The 16,134-nt window shown below is 40.7% G+C and carries 12 protein-coding genes; 5 read left to right on the forward strand and 7 right to left on the reverse strand.

The features are described from left to right. The first annotated feature begins 387 nt into the window (after nt 1-387). From HMPREF9072_RS04835 to HMPREF9072_RS04855, 5 genes are all read left to right on the forward strand, one after another. Entirely contained in the window at nt 388-855 is a 468-nt protein-coding gene (locus HMPREF9072_RS04835; protein ID WP_002674816.1) for an IPExxxVDY family protein, read from the forward strand. Continuing rightward, on the forward strand, nt 849-2,315 hold the full coding sequence (gene pyk / locus HMPREF9072_RS04840; protein ID WP_009410810.1) for a pyruvate kinase: 1,467 nt from the start codon (nt 849-851) through the stop codon (nt 2,313-2,315). The genes HMPREF9072_RS04835 and pyk overlap by 7 nt, the downstream gene beginning before the upstream one ends. Nucleotides 2,316-2,579: 264 nt before the next feature. After that, the gene (locus tag HMPREF9072_RS04845; RefSeq protein WP_009410811.1) at nt 2,580-3,572 is read left to right on the forward strand and encodes a hypothetical protein; all 993 of its coding nucleotides are present in this window, start codon (nt 2,580-2,582) and stop codon (nt 3,570-3,572) included. Between the two features lie 92 nt (nt 3,573-3,664). Next, nucleotides 3,665-5,128, forward strand: a complete 1,464-nt coding sequence (locus HMPREF9072_RS04850; protein WP_009410812.1) for a bifunctional ADP-dependent NAD(P)H-hydrate dehydratase/NAD(P)H-hydrate epimerase — start codon at nt 3,665-3,667, stop codon at nt 5,126-5,128. Between the two features lie 56 nt (nt 5,129-5,184). Then, nucleotides 5,185-5,616, forward strand: a complete 432-nt coding sequence (locus HMPREF9072_RS04855; protein WP_009410813.1) for a hypothetical protein — start codon at nt 5,185-5,187, stop codon at nt 5,614-5,616. A gap of 582 nt (nt 5,617-6,198) precedes the next feature. Here HMPREF9072_RS04855 and HMPREF9072_RS04860 read toward each other — a convergent pair. The 7 genes from HMPREF9072_RS04860 to HMPREF9072_RS04885 form a co-directional block, all read right to left on the reverse strand. Then, the gene (locus HMPREF9072_RS04860) at nt 6,199-6,678 is read right to left on the reverse strand and encodes a hypothetical protein (RefSeq protein WP_009410814.1); all 480 of its coding nucleotides are present in this window, start codon (nt 6,676-6,678) and stop codon (nt 6,199-6,201) included. A 202-nt stretch (nt 6,679-6,880) separates the two neighbouring features. Next, nucleotides 6,881-8,209, reverse strand: coding sequence for a DUF4302 domain-containing protein (locus HMPREF9072_RS04865; RefSeq protein WP_009410815.1), 1,329 nt, complete (start codon nt 8,207-8,209; stop codon nt 6,881-6,883). Nucleotides 8,210-8,221: 12 nt separating this feature from the next. Further along, nucleotides 8,222-8,353 (reverse strand): hypothetical protein, encoded by a 132-nt coding sequence (locus HMPREF9072_RS12615; protein WP_009410816.1) that lies wholly within the window; start codon nt 8,351-8,353, stop codon nt 8,222-8,224. 81 nt (nt 8,354-8,434) lie between these two features. After that, entirely contained in the window at nt 8,435-9,766 is a 1,332-nt protein-coding gene (locus HMPREF9072_RS04870) for a DUF4302 domain-containing protein (RefSeq protein WP_009410817.1), read from the reverse strand. Nucleotides 9,767-9,777: 11 nt separating this feature from the next. Next, complete coding sequence (locus HMPREF9072_RS04875; protein ID WP_009410818.1) at nt 9,778-10,620, reverse strand: putative zinc-binding metallopeptidase; 843 nt, start codon at nt 10,618-10,620, stop codon at nt 9,778-9,780. A gap of 24 nt (nt 10,621-10,644) precedes the next feature. Then, nucleotides 10,645-12,138, reverse strand: coding sequence for a RagB/SusD family nutrient uptake outer membrane protein (locus HMPREF9072_RS04880; RefSeq protein ID WP_009410819.1), 1,494 nt, complete (start codon nt 12,136-12,138; stop codon nt 10,645-10,647). Nucleotides 12,139-12,150: 12 nt separating this feature from the next. Next, nucleotides 12,151-15,495 (reverse strand): SusC/RagA family TonB-linked outer membrane protein, encoded by a 3,345-nt coding sequence (locus HMPREF9072_RS04885; protein WP_009410820.1) that lies wholly within the window; start codon nt 15,493-15,495, stop codon nt 12,151-12,153. Nucleotides 15,496-16,134 lie beyond the last annotated feature (639 nt).

Genomic DNA, 16,134 nt, shown 5'->3' on the forward strand with positions numbered 1-16,134 from the left:
GATTGGTATAGAAAGGGTATATAAGTAGTTGGTAGTGAATAGTTAAAGGAGAAGGGTTAGGAGGTGATAAACGAGAAGAAAAACGAAAATAAAACAAAGTTTAGTGAGATGTATCTTAAAAATTGTTTTTTGGTATTGTGTGTTATTTTTGTATTTTTGCACCGAAATAAAAGAAGAAGCTACGAGCTTATAGTATCTGAGAGACAAAGCATATCGTTTTATCAAGGAGAGTTGAGCCTAACGCTCCTGAGATGATGGAGTATAGAGGGATAGGGTTTAGCTTTGGAGTGCGGTTTTGATAGTAGAAGAAGCTATCGTGTTAAAATTATCAATGGTTAATTGCTAATTGTGAATTGTTTTGTATCTTTGCACCCGAAATGAGTGGTTATGGCAAAATTGAAGCTATCGACAGAGTTTTTTTGCGATTATAAACTTATCGCTCTTCACACCCATTTGGAAGACTATCAGTTGGCGTATTTCTTAAATAAAACGCTACATTTGCAGTTGGCTAAGACAAAAGGAAAGGCTTGTTTGACGATGCCTTCGGGAGGACAGTTTTCCTATTATACTTGGGAGGACACCTCTACGGATATTACTTGGCATTGTATAGCTAACAAACTGCAAGACACACAAGCTCCTACTGCTGTGGTTACCCTTTTTGAAGAACTGCCACAGGTGCAATATTTGGTTGAGAACGAAAAGAAGGTGGATTACTTTTTGAAGATAGATACTGAAGGGCGGCTGGATATACCGAAAATTTTAAATCGGCTTCGTGAAGTGCCTGCCACTACCGCACGAGAAATAGCAATTGATACCTTAGATAAAAAATATAAATTGATTTTTCAAGAATGTTAAATACAAAGAAAACAAAGATTGTAGCGACCTTAGGTCCAGCGACCGAGAGTCCTGAGGTGATAAGAGATATGATGATTGCGGGGGTAAATGTATTCCGCATCAACTTCTCGCACGCCGATTACGACGATGTGCGCAACCGCGTGCAAATGATTCGCCAAATCAACGAAGAAAACGGCTTTCATACCGCTATCCTCGCTGACCTACAAGGTCCTAAATTACGTGTGGGGGTAATGGAAGACGACGCTACGGTATACCCTGGTGACCGAGTTACTTTCGTTACCGGAGAGCCCTTCGTAGGTACTAAAGAGCGCGTGTATATGAACTACAAAGCTTTCCCAATGGACGTGAACCCAGGAGAGCGTATCTTGTTAGACGATGGGAAGCTCATCTTTGAAGTAGAATCCACCAACCGCGAAGACGAGGTAGTAGCGGTAGTAGTGCAAGGCGGTCCACTGAAATCTAAAAAGGGCGTGAACTTGCCTAACACCAAAATATCACTCCCTGCGCTTACCGAAAAAGACGTGCGTGATGCCCTTTTTGCTATCACACAAGACGTAGACTGGTTTGCGTTATCGTTTGTGCGTCACCCTGAAGACATTCAGGATTTAAAAGACCTCATCAAAGAGAATGCAGGTCACGAAATTCCTATCATTGCCAAGATAGAAAAGCCAGAAGCCTTGGTGAATATTGATAAGATTATGGCAGCTTGTAATGGGATTATGGTTGCCCGTGGTGACCTTGGGGTAGAAATCCCAGCGGAAGAAGTACCTCTTATCCAAAAAGAATTGGTGCGCAAAGCTAAATCACACCACATTCCGGTAATTATCGCTACCCAAATGATGGAAAGTATGATTTCCAGTTTGACACCCACCCGTGCTGAGGTAAACGACGTAGGAAACTCAGTAATGGACGGTGCTGATGCGGTGATGCTTTCAGGCGAAACTTCGGTAGGAAAATACCCTGTACAGGTAATTCAACAAATGACTCGCATCATCAAGAGTGTAGAGGATTCGAATTTGATACAAGTACCACTTGTTACACCTTTTATCCGTTCGTTGCGCTATGTAACTAACACTATCTGTTTTCACGCAGCCAAGATGGCGAACGACACCAATGCCAAAGTAATTACTTCACTTACAAACAGTGGGTATGCTGCTTTCCGCATTTCGTCGTACCGACCTAATTCGCACATTCTCATCTTTACTGCCAACAAGCGTATCCTCACCCAGTTGAACCTTTTGTGGGGGGTAACTACTTTCTACTACGACCGCTTTGTTTCTACTGATGAGCTTATTGAAGACATTAACCACATTGCCAACGAAAAAGGCTACGTGGATATGGGTGATATAATGATAAGTCTCGTATCGATGCCTATGCAAGGCAAGGGAATGGTAAACACTTTGCGCGTATCGGAAATCGACTCGTGTGCGGTGAATTTTGAGAAGAAAAAGAAGAAATAATTTTAGAGGGTTAATATTTGAGAAAGGTCGTTTAGCAAGGTGCTGAACGACTTTTCTTATTATTGGTTGCAGTACGACAGGCGATTACTTGGGCGAGCCAGACTGGTTATACGAGGCTGAAGGCTGACAACTAATTGTTAAATTGATAAATTTGCTTTATCTTTGCACCCAAAGAGGAACAGATACGCAGTTTTTTGGAGTGTGATAATTAGCCGATTTGGACAATAATCTAAGAGCTAAAACTAACGACTAATAACAAATACTATGATAAAGAAAATATTTATTTTTACGAGTCTGCTATTAGCAATGGCTTGTAGCGACAAAAAAGAGAAAGAAATAGCAGCGATTCCGATGAACTTTGATTGGATACGTCTTGATTCGCTCTTTATGAAGACTCCCGACGCAAAAATGGGTGAGTTAAGTGCACAGTATCCTTATTTTTTCACTCAGAGCGTTACTCCCGAAGAGTGGTGTGAGATACGAAAGGGTTCTATCTTCCCTGATATTCCTGCTTTTGCGAATCTGCATTATGCCGATTTGTACGGAGAAATTGAAAAGAGTGTAGGCACACTTTCTGCTGAAAAGAAAGAGATTAAGAACTTGTTTCAGCATATTAAGTACTATTTCCCTAAGTTTGAGCCACCTAAGGTAGTGATGCTCATCAGTAGGGTAGCTTATGAAACCCGAGTGATTTATGCCGATAGTCTCTTACTTATCGGTACAGATAATTACTTAGGAACTCAACACAAATACTACCAAGATATGGATAAGTACATCAGGGCTGATTTAGACAAGAAAAACCTTGTGATAGATGTAGCTGATGCTTTTGCCGATAAACTCGTACCTCGTGGCATACATCTCACTTTCTTGGACAATATGATTTACGAGGGCAAGAAGCTCTATCTAGAAAGTGAGTTATTACCGAAAAAAACACCCGCTGACCTTTTGCGGTATGACGCAAAGAAGTACGCTTGGGCTGAGGCAAACGAAGCTGAAATATGGCGTTATTTTATAGAAAAAGAATTGCTGTATCAAACAGATAAGAAATTGCTCACCCGCTTTTTGTATCCAGCTCCCTTCTCTAAGTTTTACTTAGAATTAGACAACGAATCACCAGGACAAATAGGGAGATTTATAGGGTTGCGCATAGTACAAGCCTATGCCAAAAATCACAAAGAGGAATCTATGCTGAAAATCTTAGCAATGAAACCCGATGAGCTCTTTAAGCAATCGCTCTATAAACCTAATAAGAATTAAAAGTGAGTTACGCACGCAATTTAATTTAGAAATTAGCAGATTAGTAGATGAGCAAATGTTTTGATTAGCTAATATCTTTTTACTTTGGAGAAATGAAAATTCTAAACACACAACAAATGCGGGAAGCTGATGCGCATACTATCTCTGCTGAAGGTATCACCTCGTGGCAACTGATGGAGCGCGCCGCAACCAAACTCTTTGAGTGGATAAAAGGACACCTCCCCAAAGAGCGAACTGTTACTGTATTGGCAGGTACGGGAAACAACGGAGGAGATGGTCTCGCTTTGGCGCGTATGCTCATAGCTGATGGTTGGCAAGTGAATACTTATCTGCTTTGCTTTAGCGAACACCTATCGCCCGATTGCCAGCAGAATAAAGAGCTCTTAGAAGCACAAGGAATTGCGATTGCCGAAATACGAGCCGAGCAAGTAAATAATATTACGTTTGGTAAGATAGTGATAGATGCTGTTTTTGGCATTGGACTCAACCGTCCAGCTCCTAAATGGATACAACAAATATTTGGGAATTTAAATAACTCTAACAGCTATATATTAAGTGTAGATATGCCCTCGGGTCTTCCTACCGAACGCATTCCGTCTCCCGAGGAGGTTTGGGTACACCCTCACCAAGTGCTCACTTTTCAAGCCCCAAAATTGCCTTTCTTCCTTCCTTCCACAGGTTGCTATATCCCTAAGTGGGAAGTGCTCAACATAGGTTTGGACGAGCATTTTTTAAAGACTCTTCACCCGGATTTCTACTATCTCGAATCCGATATTCAGCAATTACAACGACGACGTGCTAAATTTTCGCACAAGGGTACTTATGGGCACGCGTTGCTTGTCGGGGGAAGTTATGGTAAAATAGGGGCAGTAGTGCTTAGCGGAACAGCCGTATTGCGCGCAGGGGCAGGTCTGCTTACCGTTGCAATTCCCAAATGTGGTTATAACATACTGCAAACTGCCCTACCTGAGGCGATGGTACTCACCTGTGAGGAAGAAAAACATTATAAGACAGTAGAGATTCCTTTTACGCCCTCTGCCATAGGTGTGGGTATCGGTTGGGGTACGCATCCCGAAACTGCCTCAGCACTCTTTGGTCTTTTTCAGCAGTACCCTGATACTCCTTTTGTAATAGACGCCGATGCGCTGAATATTCTCTCTCAACACTCTGAACAATTAAAAACCCTTCCAAAAAATGCAATTCTCACGCCACACCCTAAGGAATTAGAGCGTCTTATAGGTAAGTGGGACGACGACCTGCACAAGCTCACCAAAGCTAAAGCCTTTGCTAAAGAGCACAAAATAATACTTCTCATCAAAGGTGCCTACACGATGATAACCGATGGAGAAAAGTATTGGATAAATTCCACTGGAAATGCAGGAATGGCAACCGCGGGCAGTGGCGATGTGCTTACCGGAATGCTTACGGGCTTACTGGCTCAGGGTTATAGTGCGGTAGAAGCTGTTTGCTTAGGTGTCTTTTTACACGGTTTACAAGGTGACCGTGCAGCAAAAAAAATGGGTATGGAACGCCTTATTGCACGTGACCTTTTATAGTCTTGGCACGGTTTTTGCCCATATGTTAGCGGTTTATCATTAAAAACTCACAAATAATGAAAAGGCTTATCCTAAGTATGGCAGTAATAGCAATGTTTCTCGCCAGTTGTGGCAACAGTAAAAATGCTGTGAGTTACACTCCCGCTGAGAACTATTTTGTCAATAATACTTTCCAAAATACAAAAGTAGAAACTTTAAAAATCGACTCACAAGCTGATTTTGACCGTATCTTTGGAGGTGCTACTACTATCACGGCGCGCCCCACCGCTATTGATTTTAGCAAACAGAGCGTTTTAGCTATCGTGGCTCCTGCCAGCAATAAGGAAGTAAAAATAGTGGTAAAAGCCTTAGAAACCACACTTACAGGTGGTATTTTGGTAAAATATACCATAGATGAAGGTAAAGATTTAGGTCATACAGCCCAGTCTTCTGAAATACTCATCGTAAACAAAACCGATAAAGAAGTAGAGTTTAGAGAAGTATTTTAAAACATAGAAAAATCCCATCGCTATTATTTTATATAACAATAGGGGAGACAGTTTACATAAACTGTCTCCCCTCTCTTTTTGATCAATATTAGTCGGGTATAACCAAATACTATTTCCTCTTTTATATCGCCATACTCCCCTCTTTACGACCCTATAGCTCGCACCTCCGAGTTTCTCAGAGTCTCTCCGAGACCTTCAGTAAGCCGTCTATCCTTTCTCTTATTTTCGCCTCGAAACCCTCTTTTTCTCATTTTTAGTGTTGTTGTATTACAGTATGAATCAACCATTTACATACCCTTCCTATAGCAATCGTCCAAGATTCGTATAAGCTTCCTATAAGCTACCTATAAGCTAACTGCACCCAATTTACCTCTTATCTTTTACCTTTTACCTGATTTCTCTCTTCCGTTCTTCTCCGTTTCCTTCCGAAAAACCCTAACCAGTCCTATTTGTCCAACAAGTCAGACCCATCAAAAAACCTTTTTTATCACTATCCATTTGCTAATTTCTCAATCTACTAATCTGCTAATTAATGGCCGGTGTGGCTCGCACCTGCGACCTTGTACCTGCACTTACGCTATTTTAAAGCGTATAAATATAACTAAAATTGATGACAACGTGGTAACGAGTGATGTAATTACCTTTGTTCCAAAAAGAGCCTCCTATTTCGCCAAAAATTGCTAATTTGCTATGATCGGAAGCGTATAAATCTATTCCTCCAAAAAGATGATAACCGAGATTGACAGTACCTCCTATCCAACCTTTGTTGTTCACATCCTGAGTTTTAAATTCTCGCCACAAAGGAGCGCTGAGATGAAGTCCGGCACCTGTAACAATACCAATATTAGGGCTCACAGGAGTAACCACAGCTAATCTCAAGGGTACATCAAGGGTAGAGACTCTGAGCATTGCGTAGTTACTTTCACTTTGCTGAAAACTTCCTTGTGAAAACTCGCTGACTCCAAACCCCATTTCAAAACGGAAGTTTTTTTCAGGAGAGTAGAGCACTCGCATTTGTCCGCGTAGCAAATCACCTCTCATTTGGAAATCACTACTCACCATTTCAGCAAGCCCTAATCCTGCATCGAATTCACAAGACCATTTCGCATACGGAATACTATCTTTAGCGGTTCCTTTTTCTTGGCTAAAAGCGCTAACAGTAGCGCATAATAGTAGGGATAATTTTATATTTAGTTTTTTAAGCTTTCAAGGATTGAAAGTCAGAATTGTCAGACCAATCAGACTCCGTCCAATAACTAACCCCTTATTTAGGTACTCCCCAAATAGGGAAAGCGTACAAAGGAAATTCATAGCTTTGCAATAAATATACGGGGTTATCTTCTTGAGGTTGGATTTTTATATTTAATTTTTTGATATAGAAGCCCTGTGTACCAAGGTCGTAGATGGCACCTAACGCACGTTTAGCTTGCTCTAAGATAGCTTTGTTTTTCTCATCGCTCCAAGCTTTAGCATCGCTAGTACTCAAATTTTTATCACTGTCTTTTAAGTATAAACGTTTGTTTTTGAGTTCATATTTACAACTGATTTGTAGTATAGAGAATCCACTATCAGGGAATCGATGTCCTATTTGTATATTACAATCATCAGTGCCATCAAACATTATTCTAAGCATAAAGAGGTCGGTAGAGGCATTGACTTTTAAGACATCTTCATAGAAGGCTTCACTCATATATTCATTATTTTTGAAAGCTTGGCTTATAAGAGCAAACCCTTCAATGGTGGTATTGACATCTTTATAATCGTCGTTGTCAAAGAAATTAGGAGGTACTGAGGAATAGAAAAGTTCGGCAGTAACCCCATTTACTGTTGCCTTATACACCGGAGGCATACTACCTGCAACGCGTTCCAACTCGGTAAAAGGTTGTCCTCCTAAAGTGAAAGTGCGATTGAAAGCAACGCCTTTTTCAGTTGCTAAAACAGCTACTTTACTTTGGGTATCTTTCAGCGCCAACACTCTATTGGTAAACTGAATAGGGTAAGTAGTAGGAGTGCCCGTAGCGGTGCTTACTTTTAGATAATAATGAGTTGCATTTTCCGTAATCGGAGTGATATTTCTGTACAAAGCAGGGGTGCGTGTCCAGTCGGTAGAGGTGGCAGGCTCAAAGTAAATAAAAGAATTGCCTTTTACAAGTAAATTCTGAAATTTAAGTTTGTTACCATCTTTACCTGTGTACAAAAACTGATATATCTTTCCCGTATGGGCATAGCCTATTTCCCCTTGCAAGGCATCGGCTAACAGATGGATTTGATTCTGCCCTATAAAACTGAGCACCAAACCACGTGCCTCTTCTTGGGTGCTATAGCTACTGATAGTGGGAGTAACAGTGCCACTGAGGTCGGAGAGCATAGATACTTTTCCTTGAGTGTCGAACTTCATCAGGAACTGATAGCCTCCAAAAGAGTCGTCAGCAGAGATATAAGTAAGTTTCCATCCTTCGGAAGAAGCAGTAAGTTCTTTCATCAGGGCAGGGTTTTGTATTGGAGCAATAGGGTCGGGCTCAGGAGTGTTATTGTCGTTCTTAGAGCAGAACGAGAGGCTCATAGCGAGCAAGAGTAGGGTAAACTTTTTCATAAGGTGTTTATTTTATGGATGTTTTATTTTCCAAATAGATAGTGCAATAAGTAGCAATAGGGCAGTAATACCTATTACTGAGGGCTCATAGAAAATATGGGTAATGAGCAGGAGTACAGCTATTATAAGGATAAATTTGTACATTTAGGTCAGAGTTTTAGAGATTAAATAACTTTGCCAAAGGTGCAAGCCGCACGGGCAAGAAACTTTGGCAAAGTTGTTAAATTATCTTTTATAGACGAGATAAGGAGCGATATAAGTAGGATTATTACGACTTTGTAAGGAGTATATTGGGTATCCTGAATAAGTACGTCCTGTATTTGCTACATAAAATCCTTCTGCAGCTATTTGTATTGTTTTTGTTATGGCATTTGTAGCTTTTGCAAAAATAGTTGCATTTTCAGTTTTCTCCCAAACAGTAGCGTTTGTTTTTTTTAGGGCTCCTGGATTTTTTAAATACAAGCGTTTGTTTCTTAATTCATAATTACAGGTAAGGTAAAGCCATGAATTATTATTTCCATCAAATTTATACGCTATTTGGATTGTGCAAGTTCCATCATTACCAAAGTCCATCCTAAAGATTTCAAAATCTTTAACGCCATCGATTTTTAAGATATTATCATAAAAATCTCGTGACATAAGAGATTTTAAGGTAGAAGGAAGTATTACAAAAGCATTTAATCTTGAAGGAATAACTAGGTAATCATCTGTAACAAATTCATCAGGAGGTACTAATGAATAGTACACCTTTACCGTTACGCCATCAACGGTAGCTTTATAGGTAGGAGGGGTGGTACTATCATCACGTATAAGCTCGGTAAAGTTTTTGCCTTGAATAGTAAGGGCAGGTTTAAAGGCTACTCCTATTTTGGTGGCCACTACTGAGACTTGTGAGAAATCATTGGCATTAGAAAGTGGAGCTACCCCTATACTCCCGTTTTGCATATCGATTTCATAGGGAATAGTAGTACCATTAGTAGTTACTTCCATATAATAATTAGAAATGTTCTCTGCCAAGGCATTGAGGTTACTTGAAAGAGTGCTAATGTCTGTCCAATCTTGCGCTGTAGCGGACTCAAAGTACACAAATTGTTCGGTAGATTTGCGCTGGGTTTTGAATTTGAGTTTATCGTCTTCTTTACCGTAATACAGGAACTGATATTCACCTGCATAACCTGCTCCTCGTTGTCCTTGCATCGCATCAGATAGCTCGTGGATATAGGTTTTGGTAGTGAAGGTGAGTTTCACTCCTTGTCCTTGTTGCAATTCGTACTTGCTGGTGGTAGGAGAGATTGTACTACTATTGAAATCAGATACCATTGTTACAAGACCTTCAGGAGTAAACTTCATCAAGAAATGGTAGCCTCCAAAGGTGCCTTCTTTGGTAAAGTAGGTAAGTTTCCAGCCTTGAGAGGCGGAAGTAAGGGCGTTGCGGAGTTCGCTTTGATTTTCTTCGAAGCGCTTAGAGGGGCTTTTGCCAAAAAGGTCATCGGGTTCGTTCTTTTGGCAGGCAAAAATTGTAAGAGCGCCTACAAATAGGTATATTAATTTTTTCATTGTTCTACTTTTTATTGTAATACAGATAGCATTTGTTGTTCTACTTTAGCTTGTAGTTGATAGATATCGATACCCCATTCGCTTTTGAAGTAGGCAACTACAAAAGCTTCCTTCTTGCGAATAGCTTCTTTTCCAGTCGCGCTACTGATAGCGTTTATTTTGGCGTCCCAAGCGGTTTTACTCATACTGAGCATTCCAGAGGTCATCTCAGCAAAGTCTTCGATGTCATTCAACATAGAATATGGGGTGATAAAACCAGCGGCGTTAGCATCGGCTTCTCGCACGTTATACCAGTTGGCGGTATAGCCAGAAGGGGTAATCTTACCATATTCAGAAGAATAAGGTTTCTTCTGGTTGATGATGTGGCAATACTCGTGCTGGATGGTATGAAAATACTGGCGTGTACCACTGTGATTGTGGGTGTCGAGCTGGTCGACATTGAAAAGGGTAATTTTCATACCACTATCGGCAAAACCAAGAGTAATGGTACCGCTGGGGTTCACGTTGTATCCTCCAATAAGGGAGATTTGGCGCGGTGCTACTTCTTTTATGAAGTTAGGTCCTGCTACCTCAGAATAGGCATCAATCCATACTTTTTTTACGATTTCAAGCATCGGTTGCACTTTGGCTTCAGTAGGGGGGTAGAAGTATTTACCCATTTCGAAATCAGCATCGATATAGTTATAGGTTACTATAATATTGTAAGGCTTTTGGAAGTTGTTGTATATATAGGTATCCAAAGGAGTCTTAGCTGTAACTCTGGGTTTTAACACGCTCTCAGAGTTTAGTGATTCTTTGTTGTTGCAGGCAGCTAACGATAAAGCCAACACTGCGATTATACTTATTTTTTTCATATGATTAACTATTAAAATTAGCAATTATCTTGGGTTTACAGTGATACCATTAGAAACAGCATCTTCAGGAATTTGCAACTCACGACGAGGGTCGTTTTTAAGAAGTTCCATTGTTTGCCCCCTTTTCACGTGCACGACTTTCATTCCGAGGCGTTTGTTGTCTATCCAGCGCAAACCTTCAAACACAAAGGTAGCTCTTCTCACATCGGCTACCGCTTGTAACCATTCACGTTGTTGGGTAGAAAGCGTATAGGCGGGGTCGAACTCAGTACCTTTGTTTTGATAAATGGTATTCATATCCTCTTCACTTAACACAAAGGAATCGGGGATGTCTTGCATAGTTTTCTTTTTTAGGAAGACTACCAAATCAGTGAGGAACTTCGCTTTTTCGCCTTTCATTAGGTAGGCTTCCAAACGGTTTAAGAATACCTCGTCGTAAGAGATGAGCACTGCCATATCATAGACGTAACCATTACCTGCTGATACATTGGTGTATTTGAAATACTCTTGATATTTAGGGATATTGCGATAGTCATCACGTCCAAAGATAGCAAAAGCCCAAGTAGCACGGAAGGCATTTAGAGGGTGTTTGTTGTCACCTAATACTTCTTCAGATTTCTGCAAAGTCAAACCGTACTTGTTGAAAGCAAAATTTCTTTCATATTTTGAAGAAGCACCTACAATCAGAGCATTAGCGGGTTCATCGGAGCTAGCGTACAAGAGTTGTTGTTGTGCATAAGTGCGTGTGCGTTGTCCTTTCACATCACGTAGCTTATTAGCAGGGGCACTACCAAGAGCTTCATTGGCGTGTGCTATTACCTTATCCCAATCACCTTTTATCAAATAGAAGCGTGAGGCAAAAGCGTGAGCCGCTTCTTTGGTAAAGTGGAATTTAGGTTTAGTATACTTGCTATTATCGATAAGAGATATGCCTTCTGTCAAGTCTTTTTCAATCGCATCGTAATAATCCTTTAAAGGGATGCGTTTGTATATCTCAAAAACTTTTCTTTCGGCTTTGGTAGCATAGGGCAACCCTAAATCGGAAGTGGCAGTAGCGGGGTTGTAGGGCTTGCACCAGAAGAGCCCCAACATAAAGTGTGCATAAGCACGGGCTACGAGTGCTTCGCCTTTGAGATAGTTGAGCTCACTACCTCCTCCGAGTTTTTCTACTGCTTCCAAGGCATAGTTGGCATTAGCAACTGCTGCATAAGCAGCATAGAAATAATGAGGTGGTGTATCCCAAGAGCTATATTCGTTGTTAGTCTCCCAAGAGTACATTTGAGTGTTGAAAATGGAGGACTCGGTGAGGTTCACTTTGTCGCCAGCATTATCGCTCATTGTTTCACAGAAATCTGCATACAAAGCATTGGGGTAGGCTGTTGCCAAGAGCTCTTGTACTTTTTCGGGCGAGTCGAGTTCAGTACGCGCATCGGGTACTTCATCTAAGAATTTATCGCAAGCGGTAAGTGATAAGCCTAAAATAAGGGCTATTATGGGTGTATATATATTCTTTTTCATTGCTACTTGTTTTTAGATTCCAAGGTTGATAGTAAATGTATATTGAGCATTTACAGGGTAAGCTACTCCTCCTGTACGGAAGAACTCAGGGTCTTGCCCATTGAGGTCTTTATGTGCATATATCAAGAACGGATTGGTAGCTTGTAAGCGCAAGGTAAGGTTGTTTATGTGCAAAGCATCCAATACGTCTTTGGCAAAAGTATAAGAAAGACTCATACTTTTCATACGAATAAAAGAGCCATCTACTACTCGCTGGGTAGAATAGTTGTAGGCGTTGTACACACGGCGTAGGGTACTTCTACCTATCTCGTTAACAGTTCTCTTATCGGCAATACCAGGAATATTGGTAGTATATTCGTTGCCTGGGTGTATCCAACGGTTTTTCATTTCTTTAGGAAATACACTTAGGTCGTTGTAATCGACATCATATTGGTCAGGTTTGCGTATCTTGTTACCTGCTGCTATGGTAATTAAGCAACTGAATTCCCAGTTTTTATATTTGAAAGTATTGGAAAGCCCCGCGGTAACATTAGGTTCTACAGGACCTTCCTTTTTGAGATAAGACAAGATATTATCCATACTTTGGAAATCTATTTTACTATAGTCGGTGCTACCGTCGAGCAAGTTAAACACAGGGAGACCTTTATCGTTTAATCCTTTGAAATCATAAGAATACAAGGTATTACGAGCCCCTCCTACTACATTTCCTCCTACTTCACGTACTAAGTTGTACACGTTAGGGCGATAGGTAAGACTTGTAATTTCTTGGTTGAAATAAGCGAAGTTGATACCTGTATTCCAACTAAAATCGTCGGTTTTGATATTTTTAGTATCCAAAGCAAGCTCTACACCTTTAGTCACCATAGAAGCATTGTTTGCCAATTTCACAAGTTGTCCTCCAACACCTGAGGTACGTACATAGTCAATCAAATCTTTAGAGTTTTTTTGGTAAAGGTCTAATGATAAGTTAACGCGGTTTTTGAACAAACCAAGTTCTATACCTATGTTAGCTTCGTATACTTTTTCCCAAGTAAGCTCGGAGTTTTGAAGCGCTTCTATATAGATAGTGTTTTCTCTATCATTTAGGTTATAACGGTTAGCTACCTCATTTTTAAAGATAGCTAAGGCGTTGCTCGCAGAGCCTAAACCAGCTATAAGTCCGTAGCTAAGGCGGAAAGCGAGGTTTGAGATGGTGCTATTATCTTCGAGGAATTTCTCGTTCGAAGCGTTCCAACGACCACTGACATTCCAAGTAGGTAACCAGCGAGAGCTACGACTTCTACCCAATTGGTTAGAGCCTTCGTAATTGGCAGTACCTGCAAATACGTACCGATTATCATAGGTATAAGTGCCTTGCAAGAAAAAGGCAATACCACGTTCTTTGGTGAAAGATTTACCAAAGTAAGGAGAGTTATCCTGTATCGCTTTTTGAATCACGCGATAATCGGTAAAGGCGGTTCCTCCGCGTGCAAACTGATAACCATATCCGTTGAAGAAAGAGTTATCGCGGTCGGTATGGCGATACTCTTGCCCAAAGAACACTTTTAGGTCGTGTACGTCTTTAAACAAGCGTTTGTACTCTAAGGCATTACGAAAATAATAACTTTGCAAGTTGTTTTCGGTAAGTTTATAAATACCTCCGTTGGGCAATGCTACCTGAGGAATCATATCAGGGTTTTCAGGGTCTTTGAACAAGAAAGGATTGGCTTTGGCAATCACGGTAGTGCGATTGGCGCGATAAGCTCCTACCACGTTAGAGTTTTCTCTCATAGAGTGTTCGTTAGAACTCTTTACGTGGCGTACAGAGCCGAGGAAATTATACTTCAAGCCTTTGGCGAGTTTTACTTCTAAGTCACCTTGAATTTTATACTCAAGCACGTTCAAATCCATATAGTTATTGGCGAGCTCGTTGAGGATGTTCATAGGAGCATAGTTATAGCTGTAATACTCATATTGTCCATCATCGCCATAAGGGCGCAAGGCGCGTGTGGTGTTGAGCGCATAGCTAAAAGGGTTGATATCGAAATCACGGTCGTACCCACCACTTACGGTATTAGCTGAACGGTTGTAAGTACCGGGAGCTCTTTGGGTACGGATAGAGCCTTGTGTAAGCACCCCTATCTTTACGCTGGGTGAAAGGGTATAGGTGGTTTTGAGGTTACCGGTTACGCGGTGTACACGGTCAGCAATTGTCCATCCGGGGTCTACAAAGAAACCTACTGAACCATACACCGTTGCATTTTCACCCCCACCTGAAAGACTCACCGTATGGTTTTGAGTGAGCGATGGGCGAAAGAGCGTTTTAAACCAATCGGTATTGGCGTATTCGTATTTTTTTAGAAATTCAGTACGTGCTGCTTCGGTATTTTCGAGTAAGAAAGTACCTGTAGCGGGATTAAAGGTATCGATAGCACGATACATTATATTATAAGCCCCACCGTAACGCGCTTGAGTATAAGAAGAAAGCGAAAAGTAGCCTTTGCGTTCCAACTCTTGATATACGTCCATTGTTTCTTGAGAGTTCATAATGTCGTACTGATTATAGTTAGGAATCATACGCACGGACTCTTCTAATTGGTAGTTTATCTGTGTTTTTACGTTTTTTTTACCACTTTTGGTAGTGATAATCACGGCACCGTTCAGGGCGCGTGCTCCGTAAAGAGAAAGGGCTGAGGCATCTTTAAGGATTTCGATGCTCTCGATATCGTTGGCATTGATACCAGAAATAGCGGAGCTTACCAGGGTAGAAGCATCACCCGAAGCGAGTTGCTCGAAGCTAAGGTTTACTACCTCTTCTTGTACGGCACCATCGACCACCCATAGCGGTTTGGTATCGCCGAAGATAGATGAGCCCCCGCGAATGGTAATTTTAGGTGAAGTACCAAAAGTACCAGAGATGTTCTGCACGTTTACCCCTGCAGCACGACCTTCGATCATACGACCTACATCAACTACGCCGTCCATTTTGATATTGTCGGCTTTGAGGGTTTGGGCATTACCCGTAAATTTAGAACGGTCAAACTCTTGGTAACCAGTAACGACTACTCCTTTAAGTTCAGTTACGTTCTCTTTAAGGACAACGTTAATCACTTTGGCAGTACCTACTACTTTCTCTACTGAGGCGCTCCCCAGTTGAGAAAAGACTAATACGGCGCTGTCATTAGGTACTTTAATAGAGTATTTACCATCGAAATCGGTGGCGACCCCGTGAGAAGTACCTTTTACCAGTACTGAGGCACCGGGTAGTGGAGCGCCTGCTTCATCTTTTACTACCCCTGTTACGGTGCGTTCTTGGGCAAAGGCAACACCAAAGAACAGCACAGTGCATAACAGTGCATACATCAATTTTTCTTTCATCGCTATTATATTATTTCGTTCAATTAATTTTGCAAAGGTTCAGAAAAAAATATTATAAAAGCAAATTTTGTGGGTAATTTTTTTCTGTGCTAAATAACCAAATGTGTATAATTTTCTAATGTTATTTTTTGAATAAAACAAGTGCATTTCCTGAAAATACCCTATTTTTTTTATCATTTTGCTGAATTCTTTGCAATATTTTCAGAGAATCGCCAAAAACATTGCGTTTTTTTCAGTTTTTCACATATTGCTTTGCAAAACACTTATTTTCAAGTATATAGGGACTCATAATTCGCTTTTAAGCGCTATTTATTAAACTGTAACTTTCTGTGAAATTTAACTTTATTTAACACTTTAAAGTATTATTCTTTTATTGAAATTGAAGTGTTTTTAGACTAATGAGAGTTTGAGTGATTAGTAAATTAGGTGCGAACCGCACAGGCAGTCGTAGCACGACGGGCAGAGAAAATTAGAAAATTAGAGAATGAGAGAATTAGAAAATGGGTAGTGATAAAAAAGATTTTTTTGACAGGTCTGGCTTGTCGGACAAATCGGACTGGTTAGGATTTTCGGAAGGAAACGGAAGAAATCATAAAAAGACTGGGAGGTTTTTTGATGAAAAAAGGGTGTAAGGAGGAT

The sequence above is a fragment of the Capnocytophaga sp. oral taxon 324 str. F0483 genome, assembly GCF_000318315.2.
GTDB classification, from domain to species: Bacteria; Bacteroidota; Bacteroidia; order Flavobacteriales; family Flavobacteriaceae; genus Capnocytophaga; species Capnocytophaga ochracea.

Excerpts from the sequence above, each read along its gene's own strand:
- HMPREF9072_RS04880 (WP_009410819.1), bottom strand. The coding sequence starts at position 12,138 with ATGAAAAAGAATATATATACACCCATAATAGCCCTTATTTTAGGCTTA.
- HMPREF9072_RS04845 (WP_009410811.1), top strand. The coding sequence starts at position 2,580 with ATGATAAAGAAAATATTTATTTTTACGAGTCTGCTATTAGCAATGGCT.
- HMPREF9072_RS12615 (WP_009410816.1), bottom strand. The coding sequence starts at position 8,353 with ATGTACAAATTTATCCTTATAATAGCTGTACTCCTGCTCATTACCCAT.
- HMPREF9072_RS04835 (WP_002674816.1), top strand. The coding sequence starts at position 388 with ATGGCAAAATTGAAGCTATCGACAGAGTTTTTTTGCGATTATAAACTT.
- HMPREF9072_RS04865 (WP_009410815.1), bottom strand. The coding sequence starts at position 8,209 with ATGAAAAAGTTTACCCTACTCTTGCTCGCTATGAGCCTCTCGTTCTGC.
- HMPREF9072_RS04850 (WP_009410812.1), top strand. The coding sequence starts at position 3,665 with ATGAAAATTCTAAACACACAACAAATGCGGGAAGCTGATGCGCATACT.
- HMPREF9072_RS04860 (WP_009410814.1), bottom strand. The coding sequence starts at position 6,678 with ATGGTGAGTAGTGATTTCCAAATGAGAGGTGATTTGCTACGCGGACAA.
- HMPREF9072_RS04875 (WP_009410818.1), bottom strand. The coding sequence starts at position 10,620 with ATGAAAAAAATAAGTATAATCGCAGTGTTGGCTTTATCGTTAGCTGCC.
- pyk (WP_009410810.1), top strand. The coding sequence starts at position 849 with ATGTTAAATACAAAGAAAACAAAGATTGTAGCGACCTTAGGTCCAGCG.
- HMPREF9072_RS04855 (WP_009410813.1), top strand. The coding sequence starts at position 5,185 with ATGAAAAGGCTTATCCTAAGTATGGCAGTAATAGCAATGTTTCTCGCC.
- HMPREF9072_RS04870 (WP_009410817.1), bottom strand. The coding sequence starts at position 9,766 with ATGAAAAAATTAATATACCTATTTGTAGGCGCTCTTACAATTTTTGCC.
- HMPREF9072_RS04885 (WP_009410820.1), bottom strand. The coding sequence starts at position 15,495 with ATGAAAGAAAAATTGATGTATGCACTGTTATGCACTGTGCTGTTCTTT.